Origin of the sequence: Lysinibacillus sp. CNPSo 3705, assembly GCF_028674935.1 — a bacterium.
Taxonomy (GTDB): domain Bacteria; phylum Bacillota; class Bacilli; order Bacillales_A; family Planococcaceae; genus Lysinibacillus.
Genome location: NZ_JAQZSD010000041.1, coordinates 1 through 16,698 on the forward strand (window position 1 = coordinate 1; position 16,698 = coordinate 16,698).

Sequence of the window (16,698 nt, forward strand, 5' to 3'; positions counted from 1 at the left end):
AGGATAGATAGAATAAACCATAATCTAACCTATTTAATGCAAAGGGGGATTTTACTATGTTTTCATAATTGATGATCTATAATTTCTGCATAAAAAAGCATGTCTCATACTCAATGAGACACGCGTTTTTCTTTGTATTAATGACCGCCACCAGGTACGTGAATAAATGTTGTATAGTACGTGAAGCCAGCAAAGAATACAGTTAAATATGCTCCGAAAATGTACATGTACATACGTTCTGAAAGGTTTAAGAAGCCTAATAATAAGAATAAACCTGTATTACCTAAGAATAATAGCGATACTTCGTTCATACCACCAAGGTAGAACATGACTGCAAAAATACCTGTCCAGAATGCCATAACTTTATACATATTATCCATGAAGATTTCCCCTCCTTTTGCCCACGACACAATAATCTCTTACTCATTATAAATGATTTGAAAGGTATCTGTAAACTGGAACTTCTTCTTCTTTGTGACAAACAATTGGATATTTAAAAATTAACTATCAATTTCTGTCACGTTTATTTCATACTTACATAAATCACAATTATGTATCATGCTATCAATTTGTACAAATTCATTGCTTGCATATAACGCATCAACCTGTCCTTTTAAATAGGATTCATGTAAAGAACAAACAATTTCTGAATGATTAGAAAGCTGCTCATGGAATGGACAATTAAAAATGGAGAAAGTCACACTTTTACCATGCTCTGTTTGTTGTACATGTGGAGTATAGCCAATTAATGCTGCATTGTCAGTTAATAATTGGAGCTTTTGTTCGAAGGAAAGGGTATTATTTAGTTGTAACTCAGCATTTACATAATTTTTCATTTGTTGGTAGCCGTCTTGGTAGCTTATTTCCTTGCATTTTTCTATTGCAGATGGTCCTAATTCTTGGATTAATTGGATTGTCCATTTTAATAGTCGATCTTCATCCCGTCTCGGGAACGTTAATGATACACCTTTATCTGAGGCCTTATAAACACGCCCGGGTCTACCACCTTTCCCTGTTTTGGCAAAATCAGCTGTAATGATATTTATTTCTGAGAGCTTTGTTAAATGTAGCCGTGCAACATTTGGATGGATGCCAAATTTATCAGCGATATTTTGGACCGTTACAGTTTTCTTCTCTTGCAGTATGTACTCATAAATAGAATATCTAGTTTCATCGGCCAATGTACTAGTAATTTTTAATGGATTGATCATTTGCTTCACCTCTATGTATTTTTTGAAATTTTTGCTGTTCTACCAAGTGTAGGAAAAAAATCATGTTAATTCTATTATATTGCATTATCGAAAAAGATACAGTTCCTTTAGTCATAAATATTAACTTTTTCATAAGATTATGTTCATAGTTAGTGGAAATTTGCATGTTATCCACATTTTTATAGCAAAAAAACATGTTTGACCGGAAAATTTATATCAAATTTTTATTTTAAGAAAAGGGCTTTTCACTTAACAGCTTCCTATTTATACTAGGAAATAACGAATAGCGCGGTCATATTCGAGTAAACCAGAAGAGGGGTGCGAATATGCAAAATATTGAAACGGTTGTTGAGCAAAAATGTGAGCAACTTTTATTAAAATCCTACCATTTCGGTGCATCAGATTTATTATTAGTTCCAGAACGTGAACAATACCGTATATATTTTCGAAAATATGATAAGCTGCTCCAAGCTGGTGAATTACCGAACGAGCTTGCAGAGCGAATGATTTCCTATTATAAATTTTTAGCGGCATTAGATATTAGCGAGCGACGCAAACCCCAAAGCGGCTCCTTCCAAAAAACGATGGAACAAGATCAATATGCCTTTCGTGTTTCTACACTTCCCTCAGTATTTTTAAAAGAAAGCTTAATTGTCCGACTGCTTCTACAAAATCATGCATTCCCACTTACTTCCTTATCCTATTCCGAATATGTAGCAGAAATGTTAATGGAACTAGTGAAACATCAACAAGGGCTTTTATGTTTCACAGGTGCGACGGGCTCTGGTAAATCTACGTCCTTATATTCTTTAATTCATTACTGTTCGACAGAGCTTAATCGACATGTCATTTCCTTGGAGGACCCTGTAGAAAATAACCAAGCTAACCTTTTGCAGATTCAAGTAAACGAACGAGCGGGCGTTACATACGCTGCAGGACTAAAGGCTATTTTACGCCACTCACCTGACGTCATTATGATAGGTGAAATACGTGATAAAGAGACTGCAAAAATTGCAATCGAGGCAGCTTTAACAGGTCATTTAGTGGTGTCGACCATTCATGCGAAAGATTCAATAAACTGCCTTTATCGATTTATTGACTTAGGCATTTCAGTGGAAGAACTTCGTCAAACTGTAGTGGGTATTGTTGCTCAAACACTTTTCCAATCACCAATAGTCCAGGAAGAACGCCGTGCATTGTTTGAAATATTAAGCGATGTTCATCTTCAGATGGCTATTAAAGCAATTATGCAAAAAACTAGCTTTGAGTTACCACATGATTTAACGCTTACGGGGCAAAAAGAACTGTTGGAGAGTCAAATCTATGCGAATACGAAAGTTTTTTGAAGGAATTCGATTAGATTACAAAAAGGCGACAAAATGGCGAGTAAGGGAGCAAGCTCATTTTTTTAGCAGATTAAGCGTGTTAATGCAGGAAGGATATTTATTCCCACAAGCTATTTCTATTCTATTACCCCATCATATTGAAGCGCATGAAGAAATACAAAAGCTAGTCAATGAAAGACTGAGGCAGGGTGCCGGTGTTTTAGGAGTTTTTGAAGCGTTGCAAATTCCAAAGCAGCATTTAGTAGCCATTACAGTTGCCGAAAATAATGGACATATGATAGAGACCTTAAAAGGTGTGGCAAAGCAAATCGCATTAAGTGAATCGACGAAGAAAAAATTAATGAAACTACTCATTTATCCAGTAGTGCTTATTCTATTTTTGATGCTGTTGTTTTTAGTGTTTCGCACCATTTTCTTTCCTAATATAGAAAAAATGGTGACAAGTCGAACTACTGGTACAGAGGAGACAAGCATTGCTTTGTCAAAAGTATTATTGCATTTTCCTGATGCTTTGATTGTCGTAGGAATAGCAGTAATTTGTAGTATTTTCTTTTTTCACCTCTATCTCAAGCGCTGTCCGATTGCTCAACGGCTAAATATGATCCTGAAAACGCCATTAATTCGGATATATATTCGAATGTCTTTGACGAGACAATTTGCTGCTTATTTAGGAAGTCTACTCCAAAGTGGTTTTTCTTTACAGGCAAGTCTACAAATTTTAGAGGAACAGCAACTTCAACCGTTTCTACAGTATCTGGCACGATGTATAAAGGAGCGTGTTGTTTTTGGGGATTCGCTAACACAAGCTGTTCATTTGATGACGGTTTGGCAGATGGATTTCTCAACATTTGTTGAACATGGAGAGCAAAGTGGCTATCTAGGAAAAGAGCTAGTACTGTACAGTGAATTATTGACAGAAAAGCAAGAGCAACTATTGCATAAAGTCCTTGCGTTTGTGCAACCTACCTTCTTTATCATTATCGCAATGTGCATAGTTGCTGCCTATGTAAGTTTATTATTACCAATATATCATATGATTGAACTAGTATAGGAGGATAATAATGAAACGGATAAAGCAGCAAGCTGGATTTACATTGGTCGAAATGCTCATAGTTTTGTTGATTATTTCCATATTAATTTTAATAACAATCCCAAATGTTACGAAACATTTTGCCACCGTCGATGAGAAGGGCTGTAAAGCGTATATCTCTATGGTGCAGGGGCAGGTAGAGGCATATCGCGTAGATTTTATGACTTATCCAACAATTGAAAATCTGGTGGAAAAAGGTTATTTAAAGAAGGGTGAAACGACCTGTCCTAATAAAGAAGAGATAATGATCACTAATGATGGAGAGGTACGATTGATTTCTTCTAATAATGGCTCTAGTAACTGATGGATATTATAAAAAGTGAGCGTGGTGTTACGTTTGTTGAAATGCTCAGTGTATTATTTATCGTTATGTGTTTGTCAGCGATTGTCATAAAGTACTCGGTTAAAGCTGAGGAGACTAGGGAGATTGAGCGATTTTTCACACAAATTCAATTAGATATACAATATATACAAACGTATAGTATGCACAAAAGAGAATACATTTCGATAAAGTTTGAGGGCTCATCAAAAAGATATATCATTAAAAAGGATTTTTATACAGAATTATATGAACGACCTTTTCCAAAAGGGGTTGAGGTCGTTCTTTCTTCAAGTTCAATTAACACGATTATATACAATTACAATGGAAACGTCATGACCCCAGGGACTGTTTATTTTAAAACGCCTCAAGGTACTAAAAAGGTTGTGATTACGTTAGGACGAGGGAGATCGAGAGTTGAATGAATCTGGTTATTCATTTGTAGAAACGATTTTATCAATAGTCATTGTTATGTTATTATGCACGACATTAATACCGATCAGCTACATGATGAAGTCGACTCTTTATAACAAGAAGTTAGAAGTTATCGCAGCTGAAACTGCCTATGAAGGCTTAAAGCGTTATCGCTACTTACAGCAAACTGAAGGCACTAATACCGTTGAAAATGTAGATTTCCAATGGTCTATAAATGGACAGAGGATATGTGTAAGTTTTCAAAACATACGGGAATTACGTAAAAAATGTATACAACTGACAGGTGAAGTCGATGAATGAACGAGGCTATACATTAGTAGAAGCGATATTTCAATTAGTTGTTTTTGTGCTTATTGCACACCTTGTTGTGTTCATTATGCTTTGGTTTGCAGAAATGAAAACAACCGTACTATCTGATGAACAATCGAAGTGGGAGCTTTTTGTTTATGATTTGAATATGTATTTAAATGATATTTCTTCATTTACGATTCGACAAGATCAAAAGAGAATAACCTTCCAGAAAGGGAATACTATTCATAATATTGATTGTTATAGTAATTTAATTCGTGAACAAGTAAATGGTGGTCATGTACCAATGCTAATTGGTATTAACAAATGTCAGTTCCAATTTGAAAAAGATATGTTAACAGTAGCTGTAGAACTTCCAAGTGGTATCAAAAAGGAGCGAACTTTCTATGTTCCAGTTATTGAAAAGTGACAGAGGGGCTATATTTTTTATCGCAATTGCATTATTATTTTTTGTAACTACTTTTGTTCTTACGTATTGTACGTCTTATGAGATTCAGTTTCGAACATATAATGACCTAGAAAAGCTGAATATTCGAGCTACGATAAATTTATTAGGACAAATTTTGTCAGACAGTGTAGAATCGTAGTTATAAGAAGGTGATTCGAATGCGAAAAATATATTTAGTTGGTTTTATGGGCTCCGGCAAAAGTGCGTTAGGAAGACGTTTAAGCTATTTGTTAAAGATGCCTTATTATGATATGGATCATGAGATCGTTCGGCAGCAGGGAATGACAATTCCACAAATATTTGAAAAATACGGAGAAGTACGCTTTCGAGAAATAGAAACAGAATTTTTGAAAAATTTCCGAGACGAAGCTTGTATTATTTCAACAGGTGGTGGCGTTGCAATCAATGCTGAAAATCGAAAAATAATGAGACGCAGTGGGCTCGTGTTTTTTTTAGATGCGACATTCGAAGATATATACAAACGAATACAGCATGATCCGAACAGACCAATTGTACAAAGTTCAACGAAAGAGGAGCTAGAGAAGCTGTATCATTACAGAAGAAGATTTTATCGTGAAACAGGACATATACAAGTGTTAACAGAGGGCAGAACACTCCGCCAAATTCTTGAGTATTTAGTGTTCCAAGTTAAAAGGTTGAAAGGCGAACATTAATTAAAATAAATGTATTGAATGTTCGTGTTTTGATATAAAATAAAAAATGATTGCCTTTTCAATGCAATTAATGTTAGGATATAGACAAATAAGTAACTAAATGTTCATTGAATACTAAATAGTACCAAGTGAATCTTGGGCGGATGATTGTGCGGGGAGAGCACGTGTAGACGTCACCGAAGGAGCAAATAACAAAATGTTATGAATCTCTCAGGTAAAAGGACTCGTACAAGACGCAACTCTGGAGAGAGCTGTAGTACTACAGCCACCAAAGGGGAAAGCCGGCTGTTTGGCATTGTAGGTATGCGAGCCAGTCTGGTGTAACTTTCAGGTTTAAGGACAGAGAATCCCGAAAAGGGGTTCGTCTGTCTTTTTTTATGTCTAAATGTTTTGCCTAATGTTGCTAGTTCCTTTTCCTTAATTGACTGAACAAACAGGGGAAGCATGATTGCACTTATAAAAAGCAGACGAACTACTACCAGTAAAAAATGTAATTACCATTAAGGGGGCAAAAATAATGACGAATGAATTAAAGCGTACACCTCTATTTGAAGAATATGCAAAGTATGGTGGTAAAACAATCGACTTTGGCGGATGGGAATTACCAGTGCAATTCTCTTCTATTAAAGAAGAGCATGATGCAGTACGTAATCGTGCTGGCTTATTTGACGTATCACATATGGGTGAAATTTTAGTAACTGGACCTAATTCACTAGAATTTTTACAAAATCTTTTGACAAATGATATTTCAAAAATTGCAGTAGGTCAAGCGCAATATAATGCAATGTGCTATGAAGATGGTGGCGTTGTCGATGATTTATTAACGTATAAATTAGCAGACAATCATTATTTATTGTGCGTAAATGCGGCAAATATTGAAAAAGATTATGATTGGATGATGGAAAATCAACATCAATATGATGTAACGATCGACAATCAATCAGATGCTTATGCACAAATTGCCCTTCAAGGTCCATTAGCAGAAGAGGTTCTTCAAACGTTAACAGACACTGATTTAAAAACGATTAAATACTTCCGTTTCCAAGCAGATGTTGATGTTGCTGGTCATAAAGCATTAGTATCTCGTAGCGGTTACACGGGGGAGGATGGTTTTGAATTATACGGCTCTCCAGAAGATATTAAAGCTTTATGGAATGCAATTTTAGATGCTGGAAAAGACAAAGGCGTTGTACCAGCAGGTCTAGGTTGCCGTGATACACTTCGTTTCGAAGCAGGTCTTCCATTATACGGGCAAGAGCTATCAGCCACAATTTCACCTCTAGAGGCTGGTATTGGGTTTGCTGTGAAGTTAAATAAAGAGGGCTTTAATGGTCATGATGCATTAGCGGCACAAAAAGAAAATGGACTGTCCCGTAAAATTGTAGGTATTGAAATGATCGATAAAGGAATTCCTCGTCATGGCTACAAAGTGTTTAAGGATGGTAAGGAAATCGGTGAAGTGACAACAGGAACACAGCTTCCTTCCTCTAAACGTAATGTTGGTCACGCATTAATTGACAGCCAATTCGCAACTATTGGAACTGAATTAGAAATCGAAATTCGTGGTAAGCACTTAAAGGTAGTAACAGTTGAAACACCGTTTTACAAACGTTCAAAATAAAAGTTGAAAAGAGGGACCTACATTTATGAAACATCGTTATTTACCAATGACGGAGCAAGATAAACAAGAAATGTTAGACGTAATAGGCGTATCCTCAGTTGATGAGTTATTTGGGGATATTCCAGAAAAAGTACGTTTTAAAGGCCTATATGATATTAAAGATGCAAAATCTGAATCAGCTTTATTAAAAGAATTAATGGCACTTGCTGCGAGAAATAAAGATACAAATGCTAACGTATCGTTTTTAGGTGCAGGCGTATACAACCACTATAAACCAATTATCGTGGACCATGTTATTTCTCGTTCAGAGTTTTATACAGCATATACTCCATATCAACCAGAAATTTCACAAGGGGAATTACAAGCAATTTTTGAATTCCAAACGATGATTGCAGAGCTTACAGGTATGGATCTTGCAAACTCTTCTATGTATGATGGAGGAACGGCATTAGCGGAAGCAGGGATGCTAGCAGCTGGACATACGCGCCGTAAGAAAATTTTAGTATCTGAGGCAGTTCATCCTGAGTATCGCGATGTCGTTGCTACATATGCATACGGTCAATCCATTGAAATTGTTACTGTTCCACAAAAAGATGGTGTAACAGATGTAGAAGCTTTAAAGGAACTAATAGATGACAATACGGCAGCTGTTATTGCACAATATCCTAACTTCTTTGGTCAAATAGAGGACTTACAAGTGATTGGTGATATTGCACATGAAGCAAAAAGTTTATTTGTCGTATCTGCAAATCCACTGTCACTAGGGGTTTTAACACCACCTGGTAAGCTAGGTGCTGATATTTGTGTAGGGGACGCACAGGTCTTTGGTATTTCTGAAGCATTCGGTGGTCCGCACTGTGGTTTCTTTGCAGTAACAACGAAGCTAATGCGTAAAGTTCCAGGTCGTCTTGTTGGTGAAACAGTAGACGGTGAGGGACGTCGTGGTTATGTTTTAACATTACAAGCACGTGAGCAACATATTCGTCGTGATAAAGCAACATCTAATATTTGTTCGAACCAAGCGCTTCTTGCACTTGCCGCTTCTGTAGCAATGACTGCTCTTGGTAAGCAAGGTGTTCGTGAAATGGCTATGCAAAATATTGCGAAAACTCGCTATGCTAAAAATGCCTTTGAAGCTGCAGGCTTCACAGTAGCATTCCAAGGTGCACACTTTAACGAAATCGTTGTAAAGACAAATAAATGTGTGAAAGAAATTAATAAAGGCTTAATTGAAAAAGGTATTATCGGTGGTTATCCTTTAGGTCAAACATATGACTCTCTTAAAAATCACGTGCTAATCGCTGTAACAGAATTACGCACGAAAGAAGAAATTGATGCACTTGTTGCGGAAATGGGGGCTCTCAATGCATAACGAAAATCAATCACTCATTTTTGAAATTTCCAAAGAAGGTCGCGTAGGTTACAGCTTAGAAGCACTTGATGTACCAGAGATTGATCTCGCAGATTTACTGCCAGCAAACTTAGTACGCGTGGAAGCAGCGGAATTACCAGAAGTATCTGAGCTTGATATTATGCGTCACTATACAGCACTTTCTCGCCGAAACCACGGTGTGGACTCTGGCTTCTACCCTCTTGGTTCTTGTACGATGAAATATAATCCTAAAATTAACGAGGCAGTTGCTCGAATTTCTGGTTTTGCAAATGTACACCCATTACAGGATGAGTCAACAGTTCAAGGTGCAATGGAGCTTCTTTATGATCTACAAACTTCATTAGTTGAAATTACAGGTATGGATGAAGTGACATTACAACCAGCGGCGGGTGCACACGGTGAATGGACAGCATTAATGATGATTCGTGCTTTCCATGAAGCAAACGGTGAAGGCCATCGTAATAAAGTTATCGTTCCTGACTCTGCTCACGGTACAAATCCAGCATCGGCAACTGTTGCAGGCTTTGAAACTATCACTGTTAAATCAGATGAAAATGGTTTAGTAGATATTGAGGATTTACGCAAAGTAGTTGGTGCTGATACAGCGGCATTAATGCTAACAAATCCAAATACACTTGGTCTATTTGAAGAAAACATTATCGAAATGGCAGAGCTTATCCACTCTGTTGGCGGTAAAGTATACTATGACGGTGCAAACTTAAACGCAGTTATGAGTAAAGCACGTCCTGGTGATATGGGCTTTGACTGCGTACACTTAAATTTACACAAAACATTTACAGGTCCTCACGGCGGCGGTGGCCCAGGTTCAGGTCCAGTTGGTGTAAAAGCAGATTTAATTCCATTCCTTCCAAAACCAGTTTTAGTAAGAACAGAGGAAGGAACATATCACTTCGATTACGACCGTCCACAATCAATCGGTCGTGTTAAACCTTACTACGGTAACTTTGGTATCAACGTACGTGCATACACTTATATCCGTACAATGGGTCCAGATGGCTTAAAAGCTGTTACAGAATACGCTGTACTAAACGCAAACTACATGATGCGTCGCTTAGAGCCATTCTACGATCTACCATATAACCGTCATTGTAAACATGAATTTGTATTATCAGGTCGTCGTCAAAAGAAACTTGGCGTTCGTACTTTAGATATCGCAAAACGTCTGTTAGACTTTGGCTACCATCCACCAACAACTTACTTCCCGTTAAATGTGGAAGAGGCGTTAATGATCGAGCCAACAGAAACGGAATCAAAAGAAACATTAGATGCATTCTGCGATATAATGATCCAAATTGCAAAAGAAGCAGAAGAAAATCCATCTATCGTACAAGAAGCACCACATACAACAGTCGTATCTCGCTTAGACGAAACGCGCGCTGCTCGTACACCTGTGCTGCGCTACCAAAAAGCATAATTAACGGCCATAAGGCGTCCAATGAGTATTTAAGTACTTGTTGGACGTTTTTTTCTATTCTTTTTTTTGATAGCAAAGTGACGGGTAGGAAATAGAGCGATGGAAAGAAGAGCTGAGGCGACGGAAAGAAGGTTGAGAGTGACGGAAAGAAGGCCAAGGTGACGGAAAGAGATTAGAGCGACGGAAAGGAGGGCTAAGGCGACGGATGGAAATTAGAGTGACGGAAAGAAGGGCCAAGACGACGGAAAGAAATGGGAGTGACGGAAAGAAGAGCCGAAGAGACGGAAAGAATGGTCCAAGCGACGGAAAGAAAGTCGAGAGCGACGGAAAGAACAGGCGAAGCGATGGATAAAACCATCAAAAAGATGGATAGGACCATCAAAAAGATGGATAAAACCATCAAAAAGATAGATAGAACCAGCAAAATGACAGGAAAAAAGAATGCAACGGCTTCACATTGTGCCTACCTCCATTATTCGATGTAAATCTACTAAAAGATAACTATTCAATAAAAGGGTGTATATTGATATACTTACATTAATTTGTATTTTAGTTAAAATAACGGGTCATCATCAAACGTTGTGGATGTCTTCGTGACCAACTTCGTGCTGTAGCGCAGCCGCGTCATTATCAGTCTGCTAAAACTCTGAAGCCGCCGCAGCGTGCTATCGATCTGCTAAATCCTGTATCGCCGCTTCGAATCGCAATCGCACGACGAAAACCCTGAAGCAGGAGTCGAGTCGCAATCGCACGGGAAAACTCTGAAGCCGAAGCCAAGTCGCAATCGCACGACGAAAACCCTGAAGCCGAAGCCGAGTCACAATCGATGCAGAAAAACCCTGTTGCGGTCGCTACGGCAGCACTACGCTTCCATGCAAAAAACATCTGTTGATCCGAGACCCTGCAGCAAAGCGAAGTGGCATATTGGAAGCCTCCAGTTGGAACAGAAATCAACCACACGTTATGAAGGTGATCTAAAATAATTATATTTCGTATTAAAAATGTAATAAATTGTTCATAATTCAAATGTTGAAAGGGATGATAGAACGAAAATGCAAGCGACTGAAGTTGAGTTGGGCTTACCGGCAAATAGCGTTTTGAACGATACATATAAAATAAAAGAAGTTATTGCTAGTAGTAAATTGTCCTTTGTTTATCGTGCAGAAAATACTCATGAAGGGCATCAAGTAATTATTAAGGAGTTCTTTCCAAATGACATTGCTTTACGGGATTTGGATAATAAAACAGTCGTTAATCGTTTGCCTTCAACAAAGGAGAAATTCGGGAATTTAAAGGCTATTTTTCTAAATGAAGCGTTAATTATGCAGCAAATAAATCATCGTAATTTGGTCAAATATATGGACCACTTTGAGGAAAATGAGTCGATTTATATCATTATGGAGTATTATGAAGGAACGTTATTGGATCAATATTTAAAGGATTATCCTATTAATGATAGAGATCATTTATACACTACTATTTTTCTCCCCCTTATTGATGCTTTAAGCTATTTACATAAGAAAGGCATACTCCATCGTGACATTAAACCAAATAATATTTTGATTGATTCTGAAGGTAATCCATATTTACTAGATTTTGGTTCTGCGACTTTTTATAAAACAGACGAAAATTATCAAATATTTACTAGTCCGGGATTTTCCCCCCTTGAGCAATATTCGACTATATCTGAGCAAGGTGTCTATACAGATGTTTATAGTTTAGCAGCAACATTTTATTATTCTCTGACAAATGTTATTCCACCTGATATATCGCAGCGGTTGATAGAGGATAATATTAAGAATGTAAGAAAATACAATCATAAGGTGAGTACTCTTTTAGCTCAAACTATCATGTGGGGGCTGGCTGTGCAAGCGAGGAAAAGATGTTCTTCACTCAAATATATGAAGTTAGTCATTACTATTGAAGATATTGTCAATAGGATAAGGAACTATTTTAAGGAAAATAATTCAAACTGACCAATAATTTAGGTAATGTGATTCTATATTATCATTTTGTGGTTAAAGGTAGGTGCTTACGAAGCAGCATATGGAGTATTAAAAATACGCTATAGGCTGTTTTTTTAGTAAAATAAAACGAATACAGACACTTTTTTCGTTAAAATATCATAAATTTCTCGATGCTTATTTTTTACCATACACCCAATTAAATACATTTATTTTACATAATATTCATATGTAAATATTGACAATAAAATTAGATATTGTATAGTTACTTTGTGATACATAATGTCTTCAGTGATGTAGAAGTAGGAGGTAAGAATACAATTCTAGTTTTACTAACTGTAAATTCTTTATCTTACGTTACCATTTTATGACTAAATAGTGAATTTTTAATTGTTACTCGCTGAAGATTATGCTTACTCGAAATTTGTTACAAAAGGGAGGGATGGCTGTATAATCATACGGCCGACTGAATGGAGATTATTAGTCAAACAAACAGAACCATGCTCTTTGAGGAAATTAATCCTGAAAAAATGGATTTAATTACGCTTGTTGGAGATGTAAAAGGGATTGACAGCCTTAGTGATGAAAAGATCAAAGAAATGAATGAATATCTTCTTGTCAAAAGCTTCGATGAATTTTTAGACAAGTTTTCTCCAACGGTTTATTCATTCTACAATGCTGCGAACCAAAAGGTTATGTATACATTAAAAAAACCAGAAGGAATTCAAGATGACTGTATTTCTGAAATAGCCATTGACCAAAATAATGATTTTTTAAAAATGCTATTTACACTTATCGATACGAAAAGAAGTCAGGGCATTGCGAATGTTGATTTTAAGTTTGAAAATTTGCTTGATATGATCTCTCCTAAAAAGGTTATGGACGATATTCGACAAGTCCGAAAAGAAATCCATTACCTATACGGTGAATATGACAAATTAGATGACGACGATCCGAAAAAATTGGATACAGGGGACAAGCTAAACCTGATGTTTGAAGTAGCGAGTCGAAATTACAACAATGTCATGGCGATGCTTCCTTTAGCAATTGAAGATATTAAAACAAGACTATTGCTAGGTGTTAATCAGGATGAAGATGAATCTGAAAAATTACAAATTGGGACACTATCTATCGGTGATAATGGTGAATTAAAAATCATTGAGGCACCTCAAAATAATAGCTCAGAACTAATGGTTATTGAAGAAAATAGTAACTATGGTTTGAGCACAGTTTTTGAAGAGGATTATGAGGCGATTACAGAATCACCATCCTCCTATGTTAAAGATTTAGTCGTTAGAACTTTCTCTCCTTTGCCAGCTGTGAAGGCAGAATTTGATGTAGAGACAGAAGTACAAAATTACAATACATACTTAGAATTCTATAAGGATGCTAAGGATGAATTTGTAAAAACAGTGAAGCCATTAGTGGAAAAACTATTAGGCGTAAAAATGTACTTTGATCAATATACAACTAAAAACAAAGGTATGCAGCCTTCGTTACTAGTAACGAACACGAAGTTAGATATGCTCGTTAAAAGTAATAACCTACCACGATTACGCACGTATTTAAACACAGTTAACTCCAAAAATGACTTTACAGATACGGTTTGGTATGGAATTGTTCCTTCTCTGGAACTAGAGGCATCTGGAAAAATGAAAGTAAGCAGAGCTAGATTTAAAGGGAACGATAAGGTGGCTAAGCAAGAAGGCAATACAATGGAGTCGTTATCGATTCTTTTAGATACTGTGAAAGATTATAAAGTACAGATCTTCTTCAACTTTATGGCGGAAGAAGAAACGACATTCAATGGAATTGCTACTGCAGGTATCGATCGCCTAATCGATAAATGCTCGGTGCTTGTTCGAAAAGATTATAGTGAGTTTGCGATACCATGTTTACCGAACTTCACGATTATTCCTAAAGATAAATCAGGTGTGATCATTGATACAAGAATGCAGACAACAGAAAATGGAGCACGATTATCTAAAGAGAAAGAGGATATTTTAAAGCTTTGGATAGAGGGCGTTTATGTTGGTGCTAGCTATGTAGCAGCAGGTATCGTTTCAGCTTATCAATGTCCAGAATATTTAAAAGACTCATTCAGAAATGTTCAAAGAAATTATCCTGGTGTACGCTTCGATATCGAAGCGGGTGATAATTCACTTAAAGCCGTTACAACAATGGCAAAAGAAATCTCAGGATTTACTAATAACATTAAAGATGCTATTAACAGCAGAAGCTTTGGCTTTGTATTCTCTTCTGAAAATGCGCAGCTGCAAGATAAAGATATTAAACGTATTACTGTGTATAAAGCTAGAAGTTTAGCGATGGAAGAAGATGGATTTGATTCCATCTACAAAACACAAGTTAGTACGTATATTGAGAGAATTTTACGATTCCAATCAGGTGACTTTAAGCATGAAAATATCGTTCGATTCTTTAGTAATAATCCAAGTAGCCAAAAAAGCAAATGGCTTCAAGAGAAAGGCTTTGTAAACTCCATTATTCACGATGGAGATGACATCGGCTACATTATCGATGAAAAAACAAGCACATGTCAGATTGACCTAGTGTTTAACGGTAATGTGAAGAATCTTGAAGTTATGATTACAAAGGCAAGTAGTGCTGTTAAGGCCTAACAAGTTTACACATACACTAAAAAATTTTTTAAGTCGTATGTTTAAGATTTTTTCATAAATCTTTTAACATAAATAGAATCCTCCATTAATTGTAAGGTGAAAACATTACATATTTCTCTATGCTACATGTATTTGTAAAAGGCATGGAGGAATGTATACAACTAGTTATACACTTCACCTAAAACGATTTTTTGAGACGATTCAAACAAATTTTAGGAGGTACTGAGAATGGGTTTTGTATTAAAAGTAGAAGGATCAGAAGCAATTGAATTAGGGTTAGATAGCATTATGTCTGTTCAGTATGAAACAGATACGCCAAATGATTCTAACGCACGTTCAACAGATGTAGGAGCAACTTTAAAAGTAAGAGGTAAAATCCTTACTGCAACTGATGGTGATAATTCTGATGATACGATGAAATTAGGATTATGGTCATTAGTACCAGCTGAAAAAGCTGACTGTTACCGTAAAGTAACATTAGAAGTTATTTCTGCTGATCAAGTAGTACGAAAAATTCATTTCCCAAATGCTTTCGTTGTTGACTATTCAGAACAGTATGGTGACACAGAAGGTATTGGTGAATTTTTCTTATTCATTAAGCAAAAGAAAGACAAAACAGACTTGGCGAAAATCGAAGGCGGCTATGCTGTTTAAGATTGTTGCTTGATAGAACTCCACATTATCTAAGGGACTTTCATAGTTCCTTAGATAATTTTGAATAATCCTAATACTGGGGATGAAAAACATGAAAACGCATTATGAAACTTTAGGTGTCAGTAGAGATGCTACACCCGAACAAATAAAACTCGCTTATCGAAAGCTTTCAAAAAAACATCATCCAGACGTGAGCGGTGGAAGCAAAGAATCTGAAAAGATTTTTTTAGCAGTAACAGAGGCATACAAAGTACTAAAGGATCAAGCTTCAAGAGAAGCATACGATGCTCAACTAGATGGGGCTGGTCAAAGTTGGCGTAATGGACAGACATCTGAAAAACAATCTACACGCCAACAAGCTACTGAAAAAAAGCCAGATTTTAATATGGGCAATATTGAAAAAAACTTTGAGCATTTTTTTGGCTTTAATCCTAAAACGAAAGAAATGGGATCTACCCTTAATAAGAATGCCAAGAAGAATCCACTAGATACAACTGATTTATTTGAACGTTTTTTTAACAAGTAAAACGAAGCCATAGCTAGTATGAAGGAGTGTGATACCATGTATGGTCAAAATTCAACGGATACATACACTGAAAAAGCAAAGAACCAAATGATTATAAAAGTTATGGATATCATTATTGTCATCATCACCTTCTTTTTCATTTTATACGTATTTGTCATGAATCAGAATTTTATGTTGAAAACAATTATTGGACTTATGTTGGTCATACTAGCAATTGTTTATGGCTCTGTTAAGTATGAAGCAAGAGATAAAAAAGATGTTGTGACAAACAAGAAAATTCGAAAATTAGTTCTCCTCAATGATCGAGGAGCTGAAATAGATGAATGGGAGATAGATGACCAAACATCATTACTTATTGGGAAAAGTTCAGCTGACAATAAGGCAGATATCGATTTAAGCGGTACAGAATATGAATCGCTTATCAACTATGAACATGCCGTATTAAACAATGTTTCTGGCGTATGGTACATAGAGGATATTGATTCAGTAAATGGTGTTGGTATAAAAAAAGCTCATAAGCGCGTTAAAAATAGAATTCAACACGAAAACCCTTACCCAATCGGTAATGGAGACATGATATACATAGCAAATACGCGAATTTTGGTGAAATAGAGACAAGTAAATTCGTAACATA

18 protein-coding genes and 1 riboswitch are annotated in these 16,698 nt (G+C 36.4%); of the genes, 16 read left to right on the top strand and 2 right to left on the bottom strand.

Going from position 1 to position 16,698, the window contains the following annotated elements; all coding sequences use genetic code 11:
* Positions 1-137: 137 nt before the first annotated feature.
* Together PVA17_RS16485 and PVA17_RS16490 are read right to left on the bottom strand one after the other, a co-directional pair.
* Positions 138-380 carry a DUF2626 family protein gene (locus PVA17_RS16485; RefSeq protein ID WP_004231035.1) on the bottom strand — a complete coding sequence of 81 codons (243 nt, stop codon included), beginning with the start codon at positions 378-380 and terminating at the stop codon, positions 138-140.
* 120 nt (positions 381-500) lie between these two features.
* Positions 501-1,211, bottom strand: a complete 711-nt coding sequence (locus PVA17_RS16490) for a helix-turn-helix transcriptional regulator (RefSeq protein ID WP_274068301.1) — start codon at positions 1,209-1,211, stop codon at positions 501-503.
* A 326-nt stretch (positions 1,212-1,537) separates the two neighbouring features.
* Here PVA17_RS16490 and comGA point away from each other — a divergent pair, with 326 nt between their 5' ends.
* The 16 genes from comGA to PVA17_RS16570 all read left to right on the top strand — a co-directional run bounded on the left by comGA (position 1,538) and on the right by PVA17_RS16570 (position 16,676).
* A complete protein-coding gene (gene comGA, locus PVA17_RS16495) occupies positions 1,538-2,557 on the top strand; it encodes a competence type IV pilus ATPase ComGA (RefSeq protein ID WP_132356736.1) in 1,020 nt (339 codons plus the stop codon).
* Positions 2,535-3,608, top strand: a complete 1,074-nt coding sequence (comGB, locus tag PVA17_RS16500) for a competence type IV pilus assembly protein ComGB (protein ID WP_274068302.1) — start codon at positions 2,535-2,537, stop codon at positions 3,606-3,608. Before comGA ends, comGB begins: the two co-directional genes overlap by 23 nt.
* Positions 3,609-3,618: 10 nt before the next feature.
* Entirely contained in the window at positions 3,619-3,951 is a 333-nt protein-coding gene (gene comGC, locus PVA17_RS16505; protein ID WP_274068303.1) for a competence type IV pilus major pilin ComGC, read from the top strand.
* The gene (gene comGD / locus PVA17_RS16510) at positions 3,951-4,391 is read left to right on the top strand and encodes a competence type IV pilus minor pilin ComGD (RefSeq protein ID WP_274068304.1); all 441 of its coding nucleotides are present in this window, start codon (positions 3,951-3,953) and stop codon (positions 4,389-4,391) included. The genes comGC and comGD overlap by 1 nt, the downstream gene beginning before the upstream one ends.
* The gene (locus tag PVA17_RS16515) at positions 4,384-4,701 is read left to right on the top strand and encodes a hypothetical protein (protein WP_274068305.1); all 318 of its coding nucleotides are present in this window, start codon (positions 4,384-4,386) and stop codon (positions 4,699-4,701) included. The genes comGD and PVA17_RS16515 overlap by 8 nt, the downstream gene beginning before the upstream one ends.
* Entirely contained in the window at positions 4,694-5,119 is a 426-nt protein-coding gene (comGF, locus tag PVA17_RS16520) for a competence type IV pilus minor pilin ComGF (RefSeq protein ID WP_132356731.1), read from the top strand. The genes PVA17_RS16515 and comGF overlap by 8 nt, the downstream gene beginning before the upstream one ends.
* Positions 5,120-5,316: 197 nt before the next feature.
* Positions 5,317-5,832: a shikimate kinase gene (locus tag PVA17_RS16525; RefSeq protein ID WP_274068306.1), complete on the top strand. Its 516-nt coding sequence runs from the start codon at positions 5,317-5,319 to the stop codon at positions 5,830-5,832.
* Between the two features lie 143 nt (positions 5,833-5,975).
* A riboswitch (glycine riboswitch) is annotated at positions 5,976-6,068 on the top strand.
* Between the two features lie 281 nt (positions 6,069-6,349).
* A complete protein-coding gene (gcvT, locus tag PVA17_RS16530; protein WP_132356728.1) occupies positions 6,350-7,453 on the top strand; it encodes a glycine cleavage system aminomethyltransferase GcvT in 1,104 nt (367 codons plus the stop codon).
* 25 nt (positions 7,454-7,478) lie between these two features.
* Positions 7,479-8,825: an aminomethyl-transferring glycine dehydrogenase subunit GcvPA gene (gene gcvPA / locus PVA17_RS16535; RefSeq protein WP_274068307.1), complete on the top strand. Its 1,347-nt coding sequence runs from the start codon at positions 7,479-7,481 to the stop codon at positions 8,823-8,825.
* Positions 8,818-10,281, top strand: a complete 1,464-nt coding sequence (gene gcvPB, locus PVA17_RS16540) for an aminomethyl-transferring glycine dehydrogenase subunit GcvPB (protein ID WP_132356726.1) — start codon at positions 8,818-8,820, stop codon at positions 10,279-10,281. Before gcvPA ends, gcvPB begins: the two co-directional genes overlap by 8 nt.
* 251 nt (positions 10,282-10,532) lie before the next feature.
* Positions 10,533-10,766, top strand: a complete 234-nt coding sequence (locus PVA17_RS16545; protein WP_274068308.1) for a hypothetical protein — start codon at positions 10,533-10,535, stop codon at positions 10,764-10,766.
* A gap of 567 nt (positions 10,767-11,333) precedes the next feature.
* Positions 11,334-12,257, top strand: a complete 924-nt coding sequence (locus PVA17_RS16550; RefSeq protein WP_274068309.1) for a serine/threonine-protein kinase — start codon at positions 11,334-11,336, stop codon at positions 12,255-12,257.
* A gap of 458 nt (positions 12,258-12,715) precedes the next feature.
* The gene (locus PVA17_RS16555) at positions 12,716-14,884 is read left to right on the top strand and encodes a transcriptional regulator (protein WP_132356722.1); all 2,169 of its coding nucleotides are present in this window, start codon (positions 12,716-12,718) and stop codon (positions 14,882-14,884) included.
* A 228-nt stretch (positions 14,885-15,112) separates the two neighbouring features.
* Complete coding sequence (locus tag PVA17_RS16560) at positions 15,113-15,538, top strand: membrane-associated protease 1 (protein ID WP_132356721.1); 426 nt, start codon at positions 15,113-15,115, stop codon at positions 15,536-15,538.
* A gap of 91 nt (positions 15,539-15,629) precedes the next feature.
* The gene (locus PVA17_RS16565; RefSeq protein ID WP_274068310.1) at positions 15,630-16,064 is read left to right on the top strand and encodes a J domain-containing protein; all 435 of its coding nucleotides are present in this window, start codon (positions 15,630-15,632) and stop codon (positions 16,062-16,064) included.
* A 36-nt stretch (positions 16,065-16,100) separates the two neighbouring features.
* Positions 16,101-16,676 (top strand): FHA domain-containing protein, encoded by a 576-nt coding sequence (locus PVA17_RS16570; RefSeq protein ID WP_274068311.1) that lies wholly within the window; start codon positions 16,101-16,103, stop codon positions 16,674-16,676.
* Positions 16,677-16,698: the final 22 nt, after the last annotated feature.

What these genes read in the sequence shown, in the direction of transcription:
- PVA17_RS16485 (WP_004231035.1), bottom strand. Translation starts at nt 380, where the DNA reads ATGGATAATATGTATAAAGTTATGGCATTCTGGACAGGTATTTTTGCA.
- PVA17_RS16490 (WP_274068301.1), bottom strand. Translation starts at nt 1,211, where the DNA reads ATGATCAATCCATTAAAAATTACTAGTACATTGGCCGATGAAACTAGA.
- comGA (WP_132356736.1), top strand. Translation starts at nt 1,538, where the DNA reads ATGCAAAATATTGAAACGGTTGTTGAGCAAAAATGTGAGCAACTTTTA.
- comGB (WP_274068302.1), top strand. Translation starts at nt 2,535, where the DNA reads ATGCGAATACGAAAGTTTTTTGAAGGAATTCGATTAGATTACAAAAAG.
- comGC (WP_274068303.1), top strand. Translation starts at nt 3,619, where the DNA reads ATGAAACGGATAAAGCAGCAAGCTGGATTTACATTGGTCGAAATGCTC.
- comGD (WP_274068304.1), top strand. Translation starts at nt 3,951, where the DNA reads ATGGATATTATAAAAAGTGAGCGTGGTGTTACGTTTGTTGAAATGCTC.
- comGF (WP_132356731.1), top strand. Translation starts at nt 4,694, where the DNA reads ATGAATGAACGAGGCTATACATTAGTAGAAGCGATATTTCAATTAGTT.
- PVA17_RS16525 (WP_274068306.1), top strand. Translation starts at nt 5,317, where the DNA reads ATGCGAAAAATATATTTAGTTGGTTTTATGGGCTCCGGCAAAAGTGCG.
- gcvT (WP_132356728.1), top strand. Translation starts at nt 6,350, where the DNA reads ATGACGAATGAATTAAAGCGTACACCTCTATTTGAAGAATATGCAAAG.
- gcvPA (WP_274068307.1), top strand. Translation starts at nt 7,479, where the DNA reads ATGAAACATCGTTATTTACCAATGACGGAGCAAGATAAACAAGAAATG.
- gcvPB (WP_132356726.1), top strand. Translation starts at nt 8,818, where the DNA reads ATGCATAACGAAAATCAATCACTCATTTTTGAAATTTCCAAAGAAGGT.
- PVA17_RS16545 (WP_274068308.1), top strand. Translation starts at nt 10,533, where the DNA reads ATGGGAGTGACGGAAAGAAGAGCCGAAGAGACGGAAAGAATGGTCCAA.
- PVA17_RS16550 (WP_274068309.1), top strand. Translation starts at nt 11,334, where the DNA reads ATGCAAGCGACTGAAGTTGAGTTGGGCTTACCGGCAAATAGCGTTTTG.
- PVA17_RS16555 (WP_132356722.1), top strand. Translation starts at nt 12,716, where the DNA reads ATGGAGATTATTAGTCAAACAAACAGAACCATGCTCTTTGAGGAAATT.
- PVA17_RS16560 (WP_132356721.1), top strand. Translation starts at nt 15,113, where the DNA reads ATGGGTTTTGTATTAAAAGTAGAAGGATCAGAAGCAATTGAATTAGGG.
- PVA17_RS16565 (WP_274068310.1), top strand. Translation starts at nt 15,630, where the DNA reads ATGAAAACGCATTATGAAACTTTAGGTGTCAGTAGAGATGCTACACCC.
- PVA17_RS16570 (WP_274068311.1), top strand. Translation starts at nt 16,101, where the DNA reads ATGTATGGTCAAAATTCAACGGATACATACACTGAAAAAGCAAAGAAC.